At 45.0% G+C, this 21,455-nt stretch carries 21 protein-coding genes; 5 read left to right on the top strand and 16 right to left on the bottom strand.

All coding sequences use genetic code 11. From position 1 onward, the window contains the following. Positions 1–49 precede the first annotated feature (49 nt). Positions 50–1,474: a glucuronate isomerase gene (uxaC, locus tag PPM_RS10725; RefSeq protein ID WP_013370861.1), complete on the bottom strand. Its 1,425-nt coding sequence runs from the start codon at positions 1,472–1,474 to the stop codon at positions 50–52. A gap of 520 nt (positions 1,475–1,994) precedes the next feature. On the opposite strand from uxaC, the gene alsS reads away from it, so the two are divergent. Beyond that, the gene (gene alsS / locus PPM_RS10720; RefSeq protein ID WP_172800005.1) at positions 1,995–3,698 is read left to right on the top strand and encodes an acetolactate synthase AlsS; all 1,704 of its coding nucleotides are present in this window, start codon (positions 1,995–1,997) and stop codon (positions 3,696–3,698) included. Between the two features lie 163 nt (positions 3,699–3,861). Beyond that, entirely contained in the window at positions 3,862–4,608 is a 747-nt protein-coding gene (gene budA, locus PPM_RS10715; RefSeq protein ID WP_013370859.1) for an acetolactate decarboxylase, read from the top strand. A gap of 155 nt (positions 4,609–4,763) precedes the next feature. On the opposite strand, the gene PPM_RS10710 is transcribed toward budA, so the two are convergent. The 6 genes from PPM_RS10710 to murI all read right to left on the bottom strand — a co-directional run bounded on the left by PPM_RS10710 (position 4,764) and on the right by murI (position 10,270). After that, on the bottom strand, positions 4,764–5,249 hold the full coding sequence (locus PPM_RS10710) for a tetratricopeptide repeat protein (protein WP_013370858.1): 486 nt from the start codon (positions 5,247–5,249) through the stop codon (positions 4,764–4,766). Between the two features lie 149 nt (positions 5,250–5,398). Next, entirely contained in the window at positions 5,399–6,379 is a 981-nt protein-coding gene (locus tag PPM_RS10705) for a S8 family peptidase (RefSeq protein WP_013370857.1), read from the bottom strand. Positions 6,380–6,573: 194 nt separating this feature from the next. After that, the gene (locus tag PPM_RS10700) at positions 6,574–7,968 is read right to left on the bottom strand and encodes an MATE family efflux transporter (protein WP_013370856.1); all 1,395 of its coding nucleotides are present in this window, start codon (positions 7,966–7,968) and stop codon (positions 6,574–6,576) included. A 67-nt stretch (positions 7,969–8,035) separates the two neighbouring features. Further along, a complete protein-coding gene (gene fosB, locus PPM_RS10695) occupies positions 8,036–8,458 on the bottom strand; it encodes a metallothiol transferase FosB (protein ID WP_013370855.1) in 423 nt (140 codons plus the stop codon). Between the two features lie 14 nt (positions 8,459–8,472). Then, the gene (locus PPM_RS10690) at positions 8,473–9,324 is read right to left on the bottom strand and encodes an aminoglycoside phosphotransferase family protein (RefSeq protein ID WP_013370854.1); all 852 of its coding nucleotides are present in this window, start codon (positions 9,322–9,324) and stop codon (positions 8,473–8,475) included. A gap of 91 nt (positions 9,325–9,415) precedes the next feature. Then, the gene (murI, locus tag PPM_RS10685) at positions 9,416–10,270 is read right to left on the bottom strand and encodes a glutamate racemase (protein ID WP_013370853.1); all 855 of its coding nucleotides are present in this window, start codon (positions 10,268–10,270) and stop codon (positions 9,416–9,418) included. 240 nt (positions 10,271–10,510) lie between these two features. Here murI and PPM_RS10680 point away from each other — a divergent pair, with 240 nt between their 5' ends. Further along, entirely contained in the window at positions 10,511–11,137 is a 627-nt protein-coding gene (locus PPM_RS10680; RefSeq protein ID WP_013370852.1) for an FMN-dependent NADH-azoreductase, read from the top strand. 136 nt (positions 11,138–11,273) lie between these two features. Here PPM_RS10680 and PPM_RS10675 read toward each other — a convergent pair whose 3' ends face one another. The 8 genes from PPM_RS10675 to zwf form a co-directional block, all read right to left on the bottom strand. After that, positions 11,274–11,783 carry a hypothetical protein gene (locus PPM_RS10675; RefSeq protein WP_013370851.1) on the bottom strand — a complete coding sequence of 170 codons (510 nt, stop codon included), beginning with the start codon at positions 11,781–11,783 and terminating at the stop codon, positions 11,274–11,276. 173 nt (positions 11,784–11,956) lie between these two features. After that, positions 11,957–12,112, bottom strand: a complete 156-nt coding sequence (locus PPM_RS29615) for a hypothetical protein (RefSeq protein ID WP_013370850.1) — start codon at positions 12,110–12,112, stop codon at positions 11,957–11,959. Positions 12,113–12,811: 699 nt separating this feature from the next. After that, positions 12,812–13,903 (bottom strand): lactonase family protein, encoded by a 1,092-nt coding sequence (locus PPM_RS10670; RefSeq protein WP_013370847.1) that lies wholly within the window; start codon positions 13,901–13,903, stop codon positions 12,812–12,814. A 69-nt stretch (positions 13,904–13,972) separates the two neighbouring features. Beyond that, positions 13,973–14,419, bottom strand: coding sequence for an OsmC family protein (locus PPM_RS10665; RefSeq protein ID WP_013370846.1), 447 nt, complete (start codon positions 14,417–14,419; stop codon positions 13,973–13,975). A gap of 55 nt (positions 14,420–14,474) precedes the next feature. Then, the gene (locus PPM_RS10660) at positions 14,475–15,683 is read right to left on the bottom strand and encodes an MFS transporter (RefSeq protein ID WP_013370845.1); all 1,209 of its coding nucleotides are present in this window, start codon (positions 15,681–15,683) and stop codon (positions 14,475–14,477) included. A gap of 378 nt (positions 15,684–16,061) precedes the next feature. Then, positions 16,062–16,736 carry an SOS response-associated peptidase gene (locus PPM_RS10655; protein ID WP_013370843.1) on the bottom strand — a complete coding sequence of 225 codons (675 nt, stop codon included), beginning with the start codon at positions 16,734–16,736 and terminating at the stop codon, positions 16,062–16,064. A gap of 159 nt (positions 16,737–16,895) precedes the next feature. Beyond that, positions 16,896–17,789 carry a phosphogluconate dehydrogenase (NAD(+)-dependent, decarboxylating) gene (gnd, locus tag PPM_RS10650; protein WP_013370842.1) on the bottom strand — a complete coding sequence of 298 codons (894 nt, stop codon included), beginning with the start codon at positions 17,787–17,789 and terminating at the stop codon, positions 16,896–16,898. A gap of 57 nt (positions 17,790–17,846) precedes the next feature. Further along, positions 17,847–19,349 (bottom strand): glucose-6-phosphate dehydrogenase, encoded by a 1,503-nt coding sequence (gene zwf, locus PPM_RS10645; protein ID WP_014599692.1) that lies wholly within the window; start codon positions 19,347–19,349, stop codon positions 17,847–17,849. Positions 19,350–19,640: 291 nt separating this feature from the next. On the opposite strand from zwf, the gene PPM_RS10640 reads away from it, so the two are divergent. Together PPM_RS10640 and PPM_RS10635 are read left to right on the top strand one after the other, a co-directional pair. Then, positions 19,641–19,961 (top strand): winged helix-turn-helix transcriptional regulator, encoded by a 321-nt coding sequence (locus PPM_RS10640; protein WP_014599691.1) that lies wholly within the window; start codon positions 19,641–19,643, stop codon positions 19,959–19,961. 144 nt (positions 19,962–20,105) lie between these two features. Further along, positions 20,106–20,435 carry a hypothetical protein gene (locus tag PPM_RS10635; protein WP_013370838.1) on the top strand — a complete coding sequence of 110 codons (330 nt, stop codon included), beginning with the start codon at positions 20,106–20,108 and terminating at the stop codon, positions 20,433–20,435. Positions 20,436–20,445: 10 nt separating this feature from the next. Here the strand turns inward: PPM_RS10635 and PPM_RS10630 are convergent, their stop codons facing one another. Beyond that, complete coding sequence (locus tag PPM_RS10630) at positions 20,446–21,369, bottom strand: NAD(P)/FAD-dependent oxidoreductase (protein ID WP_013370837.1); 924 nt, start codon at positions 21,367–21,369, stop codon at positions 20,446–20,448. Positions 21,370–21,455: the final 86 nt, after the last annotated feature.

Genomic DNA, 21,455 nt, shown 5'->3' with positions numbered 1-21,455 from the left:
AGAGCTCCTTTTCTCTGAAGTTAGTGAGTTCTCACTTTAGAGAGTAGCATCACTTACTATGAACAACCGTTGGGAAGTTAAAATATTGCTCGGCGTTATTGTAGCAAATATTTTGTACCATGGCTCCGAGCAGTTCCAGATCCTCAGGGGCCTTGCCTTCCTGAACCCACGTTCCGATTAAATCGCAAAGGATACGTCGGAAATATTCATGACGTGTGTAGGATAGAAAGCTGCGGGAATCCGTCAGCATGCCAATAAAGCGGGACAGCACTCCGTAATTAGCCAGCAGCTTCATCTGCTCCTGCATGCCTTCGATATGGTCGTTAAACCACCATGCGGTACCAAACTGGATTTTCCCTACTGTACCGCCGGATTGGAAACTGCCTGCGAGACTTGCCAATACTGGATAGTCAACCGAATTAAGCGAATACAAAATGGTTCTCGGCAATCCTCCTGCCAGTTCCTGTGCGTCCAGCAATGCTGCCAGTGGACGAGCGAGGGAGCCATCATTTACAGCATCATAGCCTGTATCCGGTCCCAATCGACGGAACATCGCAGTGTTGTTGTTACGCAGCGCATGAATATGGTACTGCATCGCCCAGCCGTGTTCTGCATACTGTTTGCCAAGGAAGACCAGAACGTACGACTTATATTTCGCCTCTTCCAAAGGAGTCACATGGCCTTCCTCCAGCGCCTTGCTAAATATGGCTGCTGCTTCCTCCGGTGTTGTTTCTTCAAAAACTACAGTATCCAGCGCATGATCAGATACCCGACCTCCGGCAGCATGAAAATGGCGCACCCGGCTTGCCAGCGCATTCAAAAATCCTTCAAACCCGGAAACATCCAATCCGCTGACTTCACCCAATCGAGCCACCCATGGCTGGAAGGTTTCACGATTAATTTCCAAAGCTTTGTCGGGGCGGAAACTTGGCAACACAGCTACTGGGAAATCGGTCAGCTTGCTAATTTGTTTGTGGTATTCGAGATGGTCGGTCGGATCATCCGTGGTGCACACCACAGTTACCTTTGAGTTCACAATCAATTCACGTGCCCCATAGCCCGGTCCTTGCAGCTTTTGGTTTACCTTTTCCCAGATCACAGGTGCGTTCTGTTCATTCAGCAACTCATAGACACCAAAAAAGCGTTGAAGCTCCAAATGCGTCCAATGGTACAGCGGGTTACCGATCAATGTAGGAACAGTTTTGGCCCAAGCCAGAAACTTGTCATAATCCTCACCATCACCCGTGATCAATCGCTCCTCGACCCCATTGGCCCGCATAAGTCTCCACTTGTAATGATCACCGTACAACCAAGCTTCCGTAATATTCTTGAATTTTTTATTTTCATAAATTTCTTGTGGACTTAAATGACAATGATAGTCAATAATCGGCATATCCTTGGCATACTGATGATACAAGGTTTCAGCCGTTGGATTGCTCAACAAAAAGTTTTCGTCTAAAAACGTTTTGGTCATTACTTTCTCATCCCTTCTATAATCATGTTTCTTAGCTATTTGTTAACGTTAACAAAAATGCTCGAGACACTACTTTCCTTTTAACAATTACATTGTCCATAGCAGTAAGAAATCCATATGATTTGTACAGGGCAATACAGCTATAATATGATACCTGTACATCATGTCATACTGGTTTACTTCACCTTAAATTTAATGTTTACGTTAACAACAATTACATTGTAACCGCTATCCTTTGTAGAGGAAAGTGATTTTTATCATGTGAGCGGATAAAAATGATCTCCCCCCCTTTGGGGAGATCTGTTCTTAACCCTTCTCGATAACCGAAACCACAAGAAAATTCCACAAATTTTAATTTCCGCGATAAATCAAACTTTGAAAACGTTTTATATGATTTTCTTCTTTTTTCTGAAAATTTCTTTCTTGAAAATACCAGTTATTGTATTATAATTGCAATATACATCCATTGATTTACATTGAAAGTATTTCATTAATTTATTTCACAGACGAAGAAGAAGAGGTGGTAGCATTGAGTACAAAAGTGCAAGCTGTTGAAACTAAAACTATATCCGATACAAAAGGAGCCGACCTTGTTGTCGATTGCTTGATCAAGCAAGGGGTTACCCATATTTTTGGCATTCCAGGTGCCAAAATTGATTCTGTTTTTGATGTTCTTCAAGATCGGGGGCCCGAATTGATCGTATGTCGTCATGAACAAAATGCCGCCTTTATGGCAGCGGCGGTCGGTCGATTAACCGGTAAACCGGGCGTATGCATTGTTACCTCAGGTCCAGGCGCGTCTAACTTGGCGACAGGACTTGTCACCGCGAATGCAGAAAGTGATCCTGTCGTCGCCATTGCGGGTGCAGTCCCAAGATCCGAACGCTTGAAACGCACACATCAATCTATGGATAATGCCGGACTATTCGAACCCATCACCAAGTACAGTGTTGAAGTAGAACACCCCGATAATGTACCCGAAGCAATTGCTAATGCATTTCGGATTGCGACCTCAGCCCAGCCTGGAGCCACATTTGTCAGCCTGCCGCAGGACGTGTTGACTTCGTCATCCGAAGTAACAGCCATTGAGAAGGTTTCCCTTCCCCAACTTGGAACCGCTCCTGCCGCGCTCATCAAACAAGTCGCAGACCAAATCAGAAAAGCTAAGCTGCCCGTACTTCTTCTCGGTATGAAAGCCAGCACGCCTGAAGCCACCGCAGCTATCCGTGCTCTTATTCGAGATACAGATCTGCCTGTTGTCGAAACCTTCCAGGCCGCTGGAGCCATCTCCCGTGAACTGGAAGACCACTATTTTGGAAGAGTGGGGCTGTTCCAAAATCAACCGGGTGATATGCTTCTTGGAGCCGCAGATTTGGTACTGACGATTGGCTATGATCCTATCGAATACGACCCAAAAAACTGGAACATTCCGGCAAACCGTACACTCATTCATCTGGATGACCATCAAGCCGATATTGATCATGATTATCAACCAGACTACGAATTAATCGGGAACATAGGCCTGATTGTGAGTGGACTCGCAGAAGAGTTACCTACCTTAAAGCTACCTAAATCCTCCTGCGACCAATTGAATCGTCTACGCCATGATCTGAACGAGCAAGCAGCTGTTCCAGCCCACAAGCATGATTTTCTGATTCATCCATTGCAATTTATTCGCACACTTCGCAGCCTGATTGATGATAACGTCACAGTCACCTGTGATGTCGGTTCACACTACATTTGGATGGCACGTTATTTCCGTTCGTATGAACCGCGGCGCCTGCTGTTCAGCAACGGAATGCAGACATTGGGCGTAGCACTGCCTTGGGGGATTGCTGCTACACTCGTCAACCCTGGTCAAAAAGTCGTTTCTATTTCTGGAGACGGAGGTTTCCTTTTTTCATCCATGGAGCTGGAAACCGCTGTACGCCTTAACTCTCCGCTTGTGCATATCGTATGGAGAGATGGTACCTATGACATGGTTGCCTTTCAACAGCAGATTAAATACGGCAGAACGTCTGGCGTAAAATTTGGAGATGTCGATGTTGTCAAATATGCAGAAAGTTTTGGGGCTACCGGATTACGCGTGCACTCTCCTGAAGAACTGGAAAGCGTATTGCAGCAGGCACTTCTTACGGATGGTCCTGTGGTCGTTGATATCCCGATTGACTATCAGGATAATGTCCAATTGGGACGCAAGCTGCTGCCAAACCAATTAAACTAGTCTTGACTACGGATCACTCGTGGCGGCTTTATGACAATTAGGAAGTTTGAGGTTTTTTTAATGATTTTTTTGAGTTATTTATGTTATTTACTGAAATTTTACGTTTATTATTGAAAAAGAACAAAAATAAATGCATACAATTATAATAAGGAAGTGTATTGCCATGACCGTTGCAGAACTGGAAACCAAGCAAGAAACTGATCATGATATTTACCAAACGTCCACCATGCTTGCTTTATTAGATGGTCTTTATGACGGAGTTGTTGCCTTTGAGGAGCTGCAAAAGCACGGGGATTTTGGACTCGGTACCTTTGATCAACTGAATGGCGAGATGATCGCGTTCGATGGTGAATTTTATCACTTGCTTCCAGACGGTACGGCCCATCGCGTAAAACCGGAAGAAACCACTCCGTTTTCCACCGTCACCTTTTTCCGCGAAGATTTCACATATACTGTTGATCATCCCATGCACCGTGAAGAGCTGGAAGCTCTGCTGCTAAAGCTGTTTCCAAGCCGGAATCTGTTCTATGCATTCCGTATGGATGGCACTTTTCGTGAAGTAAAGACACGTACCGTGCCTCATCAAGTGAAGCCTTACAAACCTTTTATCGAAGCAACCAAGTCACAGCCTACCTTTACTTTTAATGACGCTTCCGGCGTGATCACAGGCTTTTGGACACCTGCTTATGCCCAAGGGATTGGAGTAGCCGGATTTCATCTCCATTTTATCAATGATGAACGCACTGGAGGCGGGCATGTTTTTGATTTTGTTGTCGACAAGTGCACAATTCGCATTTGCCAAAAATCCAATCTACATCTTGTGCTACCCGATACACCGGATTACTTGACCGCCAACCTGTCCAGAGAAAACCTGGAGAAAGAAATCGCTGTTACTGAGGGTGCGCAATAATTGCAGCATAGCTCATCCAGATACGGTCCTATAGCTAGACAATAAATAAGCAAACGATCACAGTCAGATAAAGAGGCTCCATGCTCTCTGACTGTGATCTTTTTATGTAGGAAACGCATATACACAATGCACTTTATGCCCTTGCTCCGGCCTACTTATTCCTCGATCTGGTCCAACTTATCAGCATAATATTGAATTGCACGGGAGTACTCCTGTATGGATATGTCAGCAGTCGTTTCAGCTAACTCCATGAGCAGCCCCTCCATGGCCTTCCCGTATTCTCCCAGATTATATAACACCATAGCGTAAAATACCCGAAACGGTCTGTAGTCCGAAAATTCGTTTATCCCGGTTTCCAGCCACGCTTTGGCTTTGTGGTATTCTCCCAGTACACGATATGTACTGCTTAATCCCAGGATGGCTCCTCTCCTGGATTCTGCGGATAGTGCCATACCTAGACTTTTTTCATAAAAGGGAACCGCCTCCCTCTCTAAGCCCAATGAGTCATGCGTCCAGGCTGTCTGATACCATAGCTCCGCATCTTTAGGCTCCTGCTCCAGCGCCTCTAATAGAAGCTTACGCGCTTCCTTGGCCTGTCCTGTATGTCTTAGCTGGCTGGCTTTTTCAATCATATGATCCATGCTATTTCCCCACTTTTTATTCTATACTATTTCCTTAAAATACATGTTACCCGACATATGAATGCGATGTAAATGGAGGTGTGCCAAATATATGAAGCGCACAAAAAGACTCTCCGCTTAGGAGAGTCGCTATAATCCGTGGTTACGACTTATTTAACCTTCAACGATTCTGTACTCAATATTCCCGCTACGCGTTGCGTGTCGAAAATACGGGAAAGCTCCTCCACTGCTGTCAAGTACAGCAGTCCGTTGCCCTCCAGCTTAGGAGAATTGCCGAGTGGAATCGTGCGTTTGATGAGTTGGGCGTATAATTCCGGTTCGGTGAGTTCACGCTCAAAGCTTGCATTTGCCAGCTGTTTAATCAACGCCAATGCACCTGCTACGTGCGGAGTAGCCATCGAAGTTCCGCTAAAGGTCGCATATTTTCCGCCCGGAACGGTGGACAAAATATCTTCTCCTGGTGCAACCAAATCCACCTCATTATTAGAATTACTGAATTCTGAGGCATGTCTGTCAAAGTTGATAGCACCTACGCTGATTACTTCATTGTAGCAGCCGGGGTAGCCGAGCTCGTCCGTTCTATCGTCACCGTCTCCTTCATTTCCAGCTGCACAGATGACCAGGATTTGGCTGGCTACAGCCTTTTTTACTGCTTCATGAAGTTCAGGCACATCCTCAGGGCCGCCAAGCGACATCGAGATGATGTCTGCCTGTTGCTCAATCGCATAATAGATACCTTGGACAATCCAGTCATATTGACCGGAACCCTGCTTGTTTAGCACTTTGATGATGAGCAAATCCGCCTCCGGGGCGACACCTACGACACCATCCTCATTTTCCGCTGCCGCAATGGTTCCTGCCACATGTGTACCGTGACCGTTGTAATCCTTGAAAATTTCCGGATCACCTTCATCATCATCCGTGAAATTGCGGCCACCAATAATGCGCGCCTTCAGATCCGGATGGTCCGAATCACAGCCCGTGTCCAGCACCGCTACCTTTACTCCTCGGCCTCGAGTCTGGTTCCATACCGCAGGAGCCTGGATCAGCTCCACTCCTCGCGGTATTTCATTCACTTGTTGCTCCTGCTTGATCACTTGGTAAGGAATGATATGCACTTTACGTTCCATCTTATTCCCTCCTTCATGGATTCAATCGGAAACCATCCGTCTTTGAAACTTTGAAAACCTCTACTGTGTTCGAGGTTACTATATTCTAGCAATTTTTGAAAAGTTTGAACATCCCAATTTTCTTATTTTTGCAAAAAAATACAGACATCAACCAATTCAATTGGAAAATGTCTGCTCTAGTAACTCTATGAGCTTTATGCTGATTCCGCTTGTAACTCAGCCTTTGATAACAGCGATTTGTGTTGCCATTTCCGGCCTTTCCAGCGTAAATAGTGAAAAATACCTCGTACCCATTCATCGCATGCATGTGCAATCCACACACCCAGCACACCATATCCCATATGAATGCCTAGCACATATGCTAACGGGATTTTAATCCCCCACATTGAAATGATGGCCATCATTAACGGGAACTGAACATCTCCTGCTGCTCGCAAGGAGTTAATGACCACGTGGTTAAACACACGGCCCGGCTCCAGCAATATACAGAACAACAAAATCGCTGCCCCTAATTGAATGATCGCTGGCTCATCCGTAAAGATTGCCATCACTTCATATCGGAAAAAGGATACAGCCACGATCACAGCAATCGTAATGACTAGTGACCATTTCAGGCTACGTAAAAGTTGATGATATGCTTTTTCCTTGTCTCCAGCTCCAATCAGGCGAGCCACAATAATTTCGGTTCCCTCGCCGACGGCCATTCCAAATACCATAAAAAAATACACAATCGTATTCGTATAGAAATGAGTTGCAATCGCTGTTGTACCCATAAAGCTGACAAATCGGGTCACCATCATTTGACTAAGCTGATAAGAAAGCCATTCCAGCCCGGCAGGAATACCAATTTTGAGGATCGCCACCAGCTTGCTCCATTGAAGCTGTACATAATATTGGATACGAATGGGCGCACTTACACGTTTGTACAGCAGGATAAAAATCCACACACATGCTACGACACGGCTAATAACCGTTGAAATCGCTGCTCCCGCCACTCCCATTTGCGGCAGACCAAACCAGCCGTATATGAGCAATGCATTCCCCACAACATGCAATATATTCATGCCGATGCCTACGATCATCGTATCTTTGGTAAAACCATGCGAGCGAATGACCGGCCCTGCGGTTAGCATAAGGGCTTCCAGAAACAGCGAACCCCCTGCCAGCATCATATAGATTTCTGCATTTTCCTTGATTGTCGGAGTAATATGGTAGAAGGATAATAAAAAATCCCGGCTTACGATAAACATCAAACTTAGCGCCAGGCCAAATACCAGATTAAAGGTTAGTGCCGATGCGGTAACACGGCTTGCGTCCACATGCTTTTGCGCACCCAATAACTGAGCAATGATCACGCCTACTCCAAGACCAAGCAGATTGAAGAGTATAATCGTAAATTCAATCAACTGTCTGGATACACCGACAGCCGAGACAACCTCATCTGAAACATGGCTCAGCATGAACGTATCCACGCTACCCATTAAAATATGAAACAGCATTTCTATGAAGATCGGCCAAGTAATTGCGAAAACCGTCATCGTTTTGACGGCCTGCGCTTGCTTGGAGCCACTTTCCTGCGACAATGACATACTTCTGTATTCCTCCGCTCCCGTATGTAAAATCAAAATTTGCTCATCATTTTTTGATAACGCTTACTCATTCATAAAAAGTCATATGTTTTTTAGCATTTTTATAATATTCCAAGCGATCCTGCAATTGTCCTGTGTGGAATTCGAACTTATGTCCATCTGGATCTGTAAAATAGACTGATCTTTTATCCTGTTCATTCCGCTCCCGTCTAGGCAAAATGGTGACATTAAGTGTTCTCAACTTATTAAGCATACTTTCAAAATCCGCTTCCGCTACCGAAAATGCAATATGCGTGTAGGAATGATGAATTTCATTTCTCGGAATATCCTCTTCCACATTGAGAGCCAACCACATTCCTAGACAATCCAGATAAGCCAGCTTACGTCCTTTAACGAGTAGTTTTCCATCTAGTACATTCTGATAGAATTGTATAGACTTCTCCAAATTAGACACTGAAAAGCAAATGTGATTCCATCCTTGTATATTCATGCTTTCTATTCCTTTCAGCGAACCCTGTTCAGCCAGTAGTTCCACGCTTCTGTATATTGGCCTAAATCTCCCGGATGATGGCGAATGCAGGTAGCTATCCGAAAGTATAATCCCTGTAACACTTCCCTGTTCAGCTCATATTCCCCTGTCATCTCTGGCCTAAGCGTCTCTACCGCTGGCAAAATGGTATCGATGGTCAGCCTATCCGGTGAAGAACAAAAGGCGTATATCAAATCATACAGAGGCTCTCCCACTACTGGATCAGGATCAATAATACCTGTCAATGTACCATTTTCGGTAAACACAAAATTATGTACTCCGAAATCGCCATGAAGCAAATATTTAAGATTCCGTTGCGGCGATCCGGCCACAAGAATATGGACGAACCGATGATTCTCTGGGGGTAAAACGTCTTGTATAATCTTTTCGGATTCTTTTGTTCTGTGAAGAAGAAAATCTCTCCATTCCACAAACGGATGATCCGAATAACCATACTCGCGTTCTTCTCCAAGGGATTTGTAGTGTGCAATGACTTCTGTCGCCAGACTGAGCAGCAAATCACCCTTATTTCCTTCACTATATTGCCTAGTGAATCCTGGCTTGAACGCATATACCAAATAACGATGTAGGGAATCTACATAAATCACTCGAGATAGCTTCTCAATCTGTGCATAGGTAAGTAAAAATTCTGCCTCGGCTTTTACAATCGCGGGATCATTTTGTTTAATTACATATCGTGGTCTGGTACCGTCCATAACAACAACCACTTCACTCGAAGTTCCGCCAGTCAGCGGTTTGAGATTTTGCATATGGCTTTCAAGCACGCCTGCTTCATAAAGCTCATTCAGGATGAATTGAATGTCCATGTAAAACCTCCCTATGCATCTGATCCATAAATAATGCGGCTGGCGCTTCAGATTGCTGATCTAGCCCACCTGTTCGCCAGCCGTTCTTTCCCTAAAAATAGATTTTTTCATGCTCCGCATAGATTTCAAGCGCCCGCTCCATCTTATGGACATAGGTCTCATCCTGACTGGTGCATAGAAAAGTGACGTGTCCCTCCTGCGGTTGACCCACTTTTACCGGTGATGCCAGCAAATTACGCTCGGACAGCACCTGTTTCAAGCGTTTGACCGTTCCGTGGCTCCCATCAATGAGCTGAATATGAGAAGGCAGCAGTTCTCTCAAAATTTCCTTATAGAATGGATAATGTGTACATCCCAATACGACCGTACCATAAATATCTAGGTTAAACGAAGACAGCTTATGGTTAAAATAATTGAACAATTCTGTTCGGTCAAAATTCAACTGTTCGCAATATTGTACTAGCTCCGGCAAAGGCAGTGAGTCCACACTTCCATGATCGTCAACTCTGGATACCAGTGCTGCATAACCAGATTGTTTTAAAGTCAACGGTGTCGCCAGCACCAGAACTCTTTTACCATTGGCACGGTTCATCTCGACCGCTGGTTTCACTGCTGGTTCCATTCCGATAATCGGAAATTTATATTCCTTCCTTAGCTCTGCCACCGCGATACTTGTAGCCGTATTGCAGGCAATCACCAATGCCTTAATATCCTCTTTTAGAATCGTTTGTACCGAAGCCTTGACATAACCAAGCACCTCTTGGGGTGTTTTCGTTCCGTAAGGAACATGAAGCGTATCCGCCATGTAAACAAAATTTTCGTTTGGCAAACGTCTTAGCGCCTCAGACAATACTGTAATTCCACCCAATCCCGAATCAAAAAAACCTATCTTCAAGCTACTCACCTTTTTTCGTTCAACTATGGTGTTATATCTTGCTGGCACCATGTTCATTTCCTTCTTCGCCTATCTAAGCATTCTCTTCATTAGACTTTACATTTAAATTTTACCGCAAAAATGATATTTTGCAAAAGAAACACGCAAATTTTACAGTGTAAAAAATAAAGTAGCTGTCCAAAGTAAATTTAATATAGAAGTGTTGACAGATATTATCTTTATATTGTAATATTACGTGGTAACTTACTAACTAAACTTACCTATTCAACTTACTTAGGGGGAAATAAAATCATGTCTAAAGTATTATTTGTCAAAGCTAATGATCGTACAGCTGAAGAATCCGCAACAGTTAAATTGTATAACGCATTCGTGGAAAGCTACAAGTCTTCTCACCCATCTGATGAAATCACTGAACTGGACCTGTTCTCCGTCGAACTTCCTTATCTGAACGCTAACATGATCAACGGTACGTTCAAATCCGCAAGAGGCATGGAGCTGAATACAGAAGAAGCTCGCCTGGCAAACATCGCTAATGGTTACCTGGATCAATTCTTGGCAGCAGACAAAGTCGTATTTGCTTTCCCACTCTGGAATATGACTATTCCAGCTGTACTGCACACATACATTGACTACCTGAACCAAGCTGGTAAAACATTCAAATACACTGCTGAAGGTCCTGTAGGTCTTGTAACTGACACTAAAGTAGCCCTGTTGAATGCAAGAGGCGGCGTTTATTCCGAAGGGCCTGCTGCTGCTGCTGAAATGTCTTTGAACTTCATGAGTAACATCTTAACCTTCTTCGGCGTAAAAGACATCGTGAAGGTTGTACTGGAAGGACATAACCAAGCTCCTGACCAAGCACAAGAGATCGTTGCTTCTGCCGTACAACGTGCAGTAGACGCAGCAAAATCGTTCTAATTATATATATGAAGAGAAGAGGATATCCGCACCCTTTATGGGATGGATATCCTCTTTTTTTGTTACAAAATATAAAAAACCGTACTTCCCTGATCTGTGATCAAGTAAGAAGTACGTGTCTGTATAAGCTTATTGTTTAAGGAATGAACTGCTGCACGATTTTTACAACCTTACCGTCACGAAGCGTAACATGGTATGGAAATTGGCTGAGGTCCAGAACATCCTTTTTGGCAAAATCCTTCTCAAATTGTGCCAAAGGAATGGATTCGTTCCATTGCACGTCTGTATCTTCTATATTCCCTGTGTGATCATAAATCTGCACCTCTACCGAAGCATCTGGTGCAACCTGATACACGTCATTTTGCACGGAATTGTTTACGATGTAGTAGCCATCCGGCGCTCCGTCCAATCCTGTATTTCCTTCATGCTCCACAAATGCTTTGTCTGCTGCTGCGCCTTCGTACCATTCAATCGGATCTGCTGACAAATAAATTTGTCCATCGCGAATGTCCATTTCGTTTATATATACGGTCTCCTGATTTTCAGCATCTGCAACAGGTGTGTAGCCTTGTGCTGTTGCCCCTGCCGTCGTAATCAGCATCATCATCAAAGTTAATACGGTCCATTTCGAAGCTAATTTCATCATGTCTGATCTCTCCTTGCCGTTTGGGTATGTACACGGTGTCTGTAAGCTTCATTACCCTTGTGTACCTATCATAAACTTTGAACGGTTAAAAAGTGTATCAGATACATAAAAAATAAGTTACGATTTTTTAAGACTTGGTCTTAAAACTTGATGACATGTCCTATTTACCTTTGTTATTTTAGTAATCCCACCTGACGTGCCTGTTCCTCAGTGAGAATAAACTCTTCATTTTGCCATACCTCATCCTCTTTGGTTACAGCAAACATCCCCATAATCTCTGTCCAGATTCCTTTGTCGGCGGCTTCCTTTTGTGTAATGATTATTTTCATTTGAATCCCTCTCTCTTTTTAGAATACGTGCAATGTGTGTAGCCCACTGCGCAAATAGATGGTTTCTCCGATCGCTGCTCCAAACCCATCTGTCCGCTTCGTACTCAGCTTATCCTTGTCATCCTCATTTTTCATAAGTTTGTCTCAAAACAACAACCATCTAGCAAACTAGTACCGATGCTCAGCTAAAATGTAAATTTTTATAAAAATACCCAACTTCTATATGGAGTCACAGTGCCTGTCCTAAATTTACAAATGGGATAACTGTTCTGCTTATAACATATGTACCCTTTTCTTACCGAAATTATTCGTATCTTATTTGTGATCTTAAAACTTCAGAATAATTTTGTAAGCAATGACCTTTCTTAGAAGTGACTAAGCGCTAAAATAAAAACGGCTGTAGGTTATCCTACGAGCCGTTTCTACTAATAAATTTTTATGCCTAGTTAATTCACCGAAACCATCAACATATGCAAATTCATTTTTTCTGTATAAACAAGTGGTTGCCAAAAGAAATAAAGCAGCGGAGAGGACGGTATTGTCTGAAGAAGCGGAGCGTTCGCCTTTGCCCCGGATTTATACCCTTGAACATACAACCAAGAAATCCGGGGCAACAGCGACCGGAAGAATAATCCGTTCTCGTAGTGAACACAAGCCGCATACCGTCACTTTAGCACTCCGCATGATATAGAAGTTGCCCTATTTTGACACGGAAAAGTAAAAAGGCTGCACGCATACTGGTTTGGACACAGTTACTTGTTGTCCAGTGTAGGTCAAGCGACCGCTTGCTTTGTCCACTTTGAAGGTAACAATATTGTTGGTGTCGCGGTTAGCCACGAGCATATAGTCACCATTAGGTGTCAAAGCAAAATGACGCGGATGCTCGCCTTCGGCAGATACATGCTCAACCAAGCTCAACTTGCCAGTGGCTCCATCTACAGCGTACACCACGATGCTATCATGTCCACGGTTGGAACCGTACAGATAAGCGCCATCCTGTGAAATCGCAATTTCTGCAGTTGTGTTTTCGCCAGTAAAGTCAGACGGCAATGTCGGTACGCTCTCAAGCTCAGTAAGCTTGCCAGCTTCTGCATCATATGCGAAAGAAGTAATGGAAGAATCCACTTCATTAATAACAAAAGCAAATTTACCGTTCGGGTGGAACGTCAAGTGACGTGGGCCTGCACCTGCATGGGTTTTCGTTTCACCGTGCAGCACCAGTTGCCCTTTGCTGTCATCAATGGTATAAATACGGATCAGATCCAGTCCAAGATCTTGTACGAACAGGAAGCGGCCGTCCGGGCTAAAGAAACTGGAATGTGGATGTGGACGATCCTGACGCTCAGGATGCGCTCCTTTGCCCTCGTGCTGTTTTACATCCAGCAATTCACCGATACGCCCGTCCTCAGTCAGAGATATCAGTCCTACCATACCTCCGTGGTAGCTGACTACAATCAGGTAACGATCGGATGGATCACGTTGAATGTGGCATGTTGTGGAGCCTACGTTTTCCGCGCGATTCAGCAAAGTAAATGTGCCTTTAACCGGGTCAATTTCAAAAGCAGAGGCTTCGCCTACCTTCGCTCCTGCAGCGGAAGTCGTCTCGCCAATGGAATACAGCTTCCGATTTTTAACGTCTACATTTAGAAATGTAGGATTTTTCAAGCCGGAGAACTCATCCTGTAGTGTCAGGGCTCCTGTCTGTTCATTAAAAGTATACGAATAAACTCCGTTACCTTCCAATTCGGCGTAAGAGCCTGCGAATACGAGCAATTTTTGTTGTGCTGTCATGGTTGTGTCCTCCTTGGATTAAAAAAATGACGGGCAATTGGAATGATTGCTCCTGTTACAGATACTACTTTAAGAGGCGCGCTTCACCACAGGTTCTGTAGACAATGCTACATTTCCTGCTACGGCACGCGAGATCATGCATGAGGTTTCAGCCTGCTCTGCAAGGCGCAATGCTTGTTCGATTTGCGATTCTGTTGCATCGACGGACAATAGAACTCGCGGACGATGCACGATTCGGCGATATGTAAAAATGTTGTTCGTTACATCGACAATCCCTTCGGATTCCAGTGCCAATGATACCACCGGGAGACTGGCACGCTCCATCATCGCCGCCAAAGTAATCAGATAGCAGGTAGCAGCGGCACCGAGCAGCATTTCATCGGGATTGGTGCCCACACCAGGGCCTCCCATTTCAGCCGGAATTGAAATCGCAGTCCGCAACTGTCCGGCCTCAATACGCCCATCGCTATTGCGTCCCCCGTTCCAGTCTGCCTTGAGCAGAAAGGTATGCTCCATTTCAGGTCACTCCTCTCTCTTGTATTATGAATCTTTACACAGGTGAATGTAAAGGTTAGTCAATCTCCTGATTTTTAGTTTCGGTACCCAGCAACCATACAGCAGCTGCTCCGATCAGGATCGCTACGAAAAAAATCGCAAAGATAGATGGTAACGCTATGCCTTGTCCTACGAGTATACCTACCACAAAAGGCCCGATCACACCGCCAATACGACCAAATGCAGCTGCCATACCCACACCGGTAGAACGAGCAGACGTTGGGTACAGCTCCGGGGTATAAGCATACATGGCTCCCCATGCACCGAGATTAAAGAAGGACAAGCAGATACCAGCAGCCAACAACATCCCTGCCGTTTCCGATGTTCCAAACCAAATAGCGGACACTGCCGTGAGCAACAAGTAGATGATCAGTACAAATTTGCGACCCAGCTTTTCAATCAGATAGGCAGCGGTAAAATAACCTGGTAATTGTGCAAGTGTCATGATTAGGACATACTCAAAGCTTTTAACCAGTTCAAATCCCTTCATAAACATCATGCTTGGCAACCACAGGAACATGCCATAATATGAAAATACAACTGTAAACCATAAAATCCACAGCATTAGCGTAGACTTGCGATGGGGTCCCGACCAAATCGAAGCCAATCGTGCACGCAGCGGAAGTTTGACGCTTTGCTGCTTATAACGCGGTGAATCATCAATAGCTCTGCGCAGATAAAGAGCGTACAGCGCAGGTACTGCGCCGAGAATAAATGCCATTTGCCAACCGTATTTCGGAATAACAAAATAAGCAATAAGAGCCGAAAGAATCCAGCCTGCCGCCCAAAAGCTTTCCAGCAGCACAACTGCTCTTCCTCGTTCTTTTACAGGCACTGATTCTGACACCAGCGTCGAAGCAACAGGCAATTCCCCGCCCAAGCCTGCACCAGCAATAAAACGCAGCACCAGCAGCATTCCGAGACCTGTCGCCAAAGCTGACAAGCCACTGGCTACGGAAAAAATCAGCAGGGTCCACACTAAAATAGCGCGTCTACCGTAACGATCTGCCAAAATCCCTGCCAAGGCGGCTCCAAACACCATTCCTATTGAATTCATCGCAGTCAGCAGACCAATCTGCTCTGATCCGAGATGCCACTCCTTAGCCAAAGCTGCCACTATAAATGAAAGCAGTCCCACATCCATAGCATCAAACAGCCAGCTAAGGCCTGCGCTAAATAGCAATTTTCTTTTTTTAGCTGGGGGTAATGAAGTTAATTCACTCATGATTCGCTCTCCCTTAAAAATGCATCGTATGTAGACGTATATTCAGGTGTCTTGTCACCTGTGCCCAGCATCTATTGTACCGCAAGCTTCCTGAATCTGCGAGCTTTTTAATGCAAAAAAAACGGAAGATTGCCTACGGCAATTCCCCCGCCTTCTGGAACCTGTCAGTTACCGGTTTTGGACCAGACCGATGATCGTCACCATGAGCACCAGCAGCTGGATGAGTGTATCGTTACTCATTCCAATCGCCTCCATCCCATATGAGATACTCCTTCGGCCGTTTCCCCTCTCCCCGGATTATGACGCTTGTTCCCCAATACATACCTATGCAGGTGGCGGGAAGCTTATGATCAATAATGGATACAAATCTTCATACATTTAAGGTTTAATCCAGGACCACTGTAAATCCATTTCCTGAATGCATTCACGGCTATCATGTTCATCATTGGCCACCAGCGGGGTCACCGGATAGATGCTCATACCACCTTGCTCATACGTGCGTAATAAGGGCAGCAGCTCATCAATGTTCTGGATCGACGGATCTAGCCATGAATCTATTTGGTCTGCTTCCAAAATAGCGGGCATCCGGCTGTCAAATTCACGTATATCCGTATTGGCCTGAACTGTCATCATCGTACAGGTGCGTAACGGCTCCTTTCGGCTATCCTGCCATATTTCATAGAGCCCCGCGACCGCAAACATTTTCTGTTCCGGCAATACCACTCGGACAGCACACATGCGTTTGCCTAATTTTCGCCAATAATAAAAACCATTACAAGGAATAATACAGCGGCGGGTTTCCGCCATCTTCCGATAACTAGGATTTACCCGAACAGTATTCAGGTCTGCATTAACACAATCCTTACCCCAATAAGGAATAAAACCCCAGCGAAATTCATCAAGCACCCGTTCTCCATCCTGATGCAGCACAATTGGAACATGCTGGGTGGGACTCATGTTATAACGTGTTTTATAATAATACATCACACGCTGTATACCAAAATGATCCCTTACCTCATCCAAATCAGCCGATAACGAAAATCTTTTGCACATATGCAATTCATCCTTCCGCCTTTTTTTACCTATTGTGCGGATATACAAGGAAAAATATGCATAAGCGAGGATTTTACAAAAACCTGATGAGCAAAAAAATATATAGCAATATCCCCGCAGTCATGAAGCTACGGGGATAGATACTAACTTATATCGTTATTACTTCTTCTCTACAGCGTGGCCGCCAAATTCATTACGCAGCGCAGCAACTACTTTGCCGTTGAATGTATCAGCATCCAGCGAACGGTAGCGCATCAGCAACGACAAGGCAATAACCGGAGTTGCTGCCTGAAGATCCAACGCTTCCTCAACAGTCCATTTACCTTCACCGGAAGAGTGCATCACCCCACGGATTTCGTCCAGGTTCGCATCTTTGGAAAATGCGCGTTCAGTCAAGCCCATCAGCCAAGAGCGGATAACGGAACCGTTGTTCCACACACGCGCTACTTGTTCATAATCAAAGTCAAAGTTGCTTTTCTCCAGCACTTCAAAACCTTCACCGATGGAAGCCATCATACCGTATTCCACACCGTTATGAACCATTTTCAGGAAATGTCCGCTACCGGATTTACCAGCATACAAATACCCATTTTCCACCGCTGTATCGCGGAAAATCGGCTCAACAACCGCCCAAGCTTCTGGATCGCCACCGATCATGTAACAAGCGCCATTGCGTGCACCTTCCATCCCGCCGGAAGTTCCTGCATCCATAAAGCTGATACCGTATTCTTTCAGACGAGCATGGCGAGCAATGGACTCTTTGTAATGAGAATTACCGCCTTCAATAATGATGTCCCCTTTGGACAACATTGGTTGAAGCTGATCCAGCACAGAATCAACAATTTGGTGAGGAACCATAATCCACAGCACTCTAGGGGATTGAGTTGCTTGTACAAGCTCTTCCAAAGTAGAAGCACCTGCAGCTCCATACTCCTTCATTTCTTGAATTGCGGCTGCATTGACGTCGTAAGCCACAACTTCATGCTTATGATCGATCAAGTTTTTACCAAGATTCAAACCCATTTTTCCCAAACCAATTAATCCTACTTGCATTATAAAGGCCTCCTGCCGTAGCAAAAATATATTTCTGTACAAACTTTTTTTGTTGGACTAAGCACGAACGACTGCTTTTTTAGAGCTTTCGGACTTTTCGTCCAACCACCATGTAAAGCCTTGTTCTTCCAACAATTGATCTGAAGCTTCTGGACCGTAAGAGCCTGCCGCATATGTGTGAAGCGGGACTTCGCCACGGGTAAAAGCTTCGAGTACGGGTTGAACCCACACCCATGAAAGCTCCACTTCATTCCAATGAGCAAAAAAGGTCGAATCGCCGCGCAGCGCATCAAAGATGAGGCGTTCATAGGCTTCTGGAACATCCTTGGCCTCGGAATGATAATTCATCAGAACCGTCTCCAACTGGCCATTGTTCAGCGGATCTCTACTGTTCAGACGGAGCGTTACCTTTTCATCCGGGTTAACATGAATGATCAGCAAGTTCGGATCGGTCGGCTGCCCTTGAGCAGCATAAGGATCTGTATTGTCCTTTTTGAATTCCACAACGATGCGAGTGGATTTTTCTTTCATGCGTTTGCCGGTACGAATATAGAACGGCACACCCGACCATTGTTCATTGTCAATCCAAAGGCGAGCTGAAATGAACGTATCATTTTGCGAATCAGGTCCAATGTCCGGCTCCTCTTTATAGGAAGGAACTGCTTTTCCGTTGATCTCACCTGCGGTATATTGTCCTCTAACCACGTTGGAAGCAATATCAGAAGGATCAAGGGCACGAAGCGCGTCCATCACCTTACTTTTTTCATCCCGCACCTGGTCGGCCGTAATATGTCCCGGCTTGTTCATAGCCGTCATCATCAACACCTGCAGCATGTGATTTTGCACCATATCACGAATAGCACCGGAGTGATCGTAGTATCCTGCTCGCTCCTCTACGCCTACAGTCTCAGAAGCGGTAATTTGCACATTGGCAATGTACTGATTGTTCCAAACCCCTTGAAGCAATGGATTAGCAAATTTTAAAGCTTCCAGGTTTTGAACCATGGGCTTACCTAAGTAATGGTCAATACGATAAATCTCATTCTCAGCAAAGGTTCTGCTCAGGCGATCATTCAGCTCGCGTGCCGATTCCAAATCATGCCCAAATGGTTTTTCGATAATAAGTCGTTTCCAACCCTTTGTTTCAGCCAAACCACTTTCCCGAATATTGTGGGCAATCACATCAAAAAATTCCGGTGCCACCGATAAGTAAAACATGCGGTTCCCCGGAATTCCCAAGTCATTTTCACGTTGCTCAGCAAGCTGTAGCAGCTTTTTATAATCTTCCGGGTGGTTAACGTTCAATGCACAGTAACGGAAAGCACTTAAGAACTGATCCATCTGTGCACGGTCATCATTCACATGTCTGGAAAAATCCTTAATAGATTGCTCTACATTACTTTGAAATTGTTCGTCCGCCACTTCACGACGCCCCATCCCAATTACAGAAAAGGAAGCCGGAATTTTACCTTCTACAAACAAATTATACAAGGCAGGGTAAATTTTGCGTTTAGCCAAATCCCCTGTCGCTCCAAATAAGACAAATGTCATTGAATCCATGAAATATTCCTTCTTCCCATTATAAAAGATGAGGTTATTAAAAGTTACCTGAGGAATTAACGTAACCCATAATACACCCAAAATAAGGGGCAAGTCAATCAAATTTTAGCGAAATCGTGAACATTCGATATATCCTGTAATGATAACGTTTTCTGTGGTATGATTGACGATAGGAAAGAGAAAAAACTGTTAAAATTGTCACAGTTGATACAATGCATTATAGTTACTATTGGTATACAGAGTTACTTTTAGTATACTGTTTAAAACAACAATGAAATTGAGGGGATTCAGATGAGCGACGACAGGCAGCCTAAGCTTTTGTGCGGTAAGGTGGAACAGTCCTTTCAGATCATCAGCAAAAAATGGACCGCTCTCATCATTCATACTTTGATGGAACATCCCAAACGATTTAGTGAAATTCAAGTTTCCATACCTGATCTTAGCAAACGCATGCTGAACGAGCGCATCAAGGAACTAGAGCTTTCCGGCCTAATCCTTCGCAATGTCATCACAGAGCGGCCTGTGCGGACCGAATATTCGCTGACACGTAAGGGTAAAGAGCTAGGTGATGCATTGAATGGTGTGGAGAGCTGGGCCGAAAGATGGCTCTAAACCGCTAACAGGAGATCGCCAATTACGCTCTCCTGTTATTGTGTTACTCCATGTGGATCATAATACAAGCAATAGGACGAAAATAATGGGACAACCGCGCAATAGCTCATGTTTTCAGATATGAGCCAGGAAAGGATGAGACCGATGGCATTTGGCATTACCCGGCAGGAACTGATGAGCTGGAAAAGAGAGGTCAGTCGTGGCCAGATTGCTTTTCTAACGCATTACTGGCTGGATGACCGCTTTCCAGGCATTACAACTGTCACCAAGGTGGGGTGCTCTGACTTGGATAAGCTGCGCTTATGGTGCAAGCATAACGGATTGGACCCCCAATATATACATCAGCGTCAGCCCTATCCTCATTTTGATCTCATCGGTATCAAACAGACGGAAATTTTACGCAAGTATGGCATGAGCGATCAATTAAGACGCTTCGAGCCTCATCTTCAACCAAGTACACGCCCAACGTTCTAAACCGCAGCTCTCAGAGTTGCGGTACTTTTGTTTTCATACCAGATAATACCTTGTGTATCCAGATCGCTGACATAGCTCCTTCTCCCATCGCAACCGTCGCTTGCTCGGCATGAGCCCCTAAGTCCCCGGCCACCCATACATTTTCCACGTTTGTCATTTTGCTGCGGGGATGCGTCTCAATATGCTTGTTGTGCAGCAGATGTACACCCAGTTGTTCCGCCAGCTCTGAATGAACATGGTTGCTTCCAAAGGCTAAGAACCCCCGCTCTGCTTGAACCACTTGTCCGTCAGCCAGCCGCACTCCTTCAAAACAGCCCGGTTGTCCCGTGATAATCTCAGAAATGGCTGCTTCCTTATATTCAATTCCTTTTTCCCGCAGCTTCACGATCAGCTCGTTCGGTACTTCTGAACGCTCATGATTGACATAAACAAGGTGATCGGTACGTGCTGACAAAATCAACGCCATGGAAGCTCCCGCTTTGCCCGCCCCCATGACGACTGTCCTGCGATCCTGAACCTCATACCCGTCACAGTCAGGGCACACATACACACTGTTGCCCAGGCAGGCTTGTAGCCCTTCCAGCTTTGGAAAACGGTCGGTTAGCCCTGTCGCCAATAGCAGCGTTTTTGACGTATATACTGCCCCTGCCTCCACTTCAATGTCAAAAAGCTCATCTCTCTTGGTCGCTTTTACCGCCTTGCCATCAACAAATTCAGTGCCAAGCTTCATGGCTTCACTACGTCCAAGCCCTCGTAGCTCTTCACCAGAAATCCCGTCAGGAAAACCCAAAATGTTATGATACTGATGGCACAGCGTAGATCGACCGTAGCCCGAATCTATCACCAGCACCCGATGACTGCTGTATCTGCCCAATTGAATTGCTGCTTGCAATCCGGCGATTCCCCCACCGACAATAATGCAATCGTATTTCATGTCCTAATTCCTCCTTCAAATACGCGCAAATGCTAAACATCTGCCAAAAAAAGCAATCACACTTATGTAAACTTCTCATCCAATTT

Source organism: Paenibacillus polymyxa M1, from assembly GCF_000237325.1.
GTDB lineage: Bacteria > Bacillota > Bacilli > Paenibacillales > Paenibacillaceae > Paenibacillus > Paenibacillus polymyxa_C.
The sequence above is the reverse complement of the archived record's forward strand: the minus strand, read 5'-3'. Positions and strand labels throughout refer to the sequence as shown.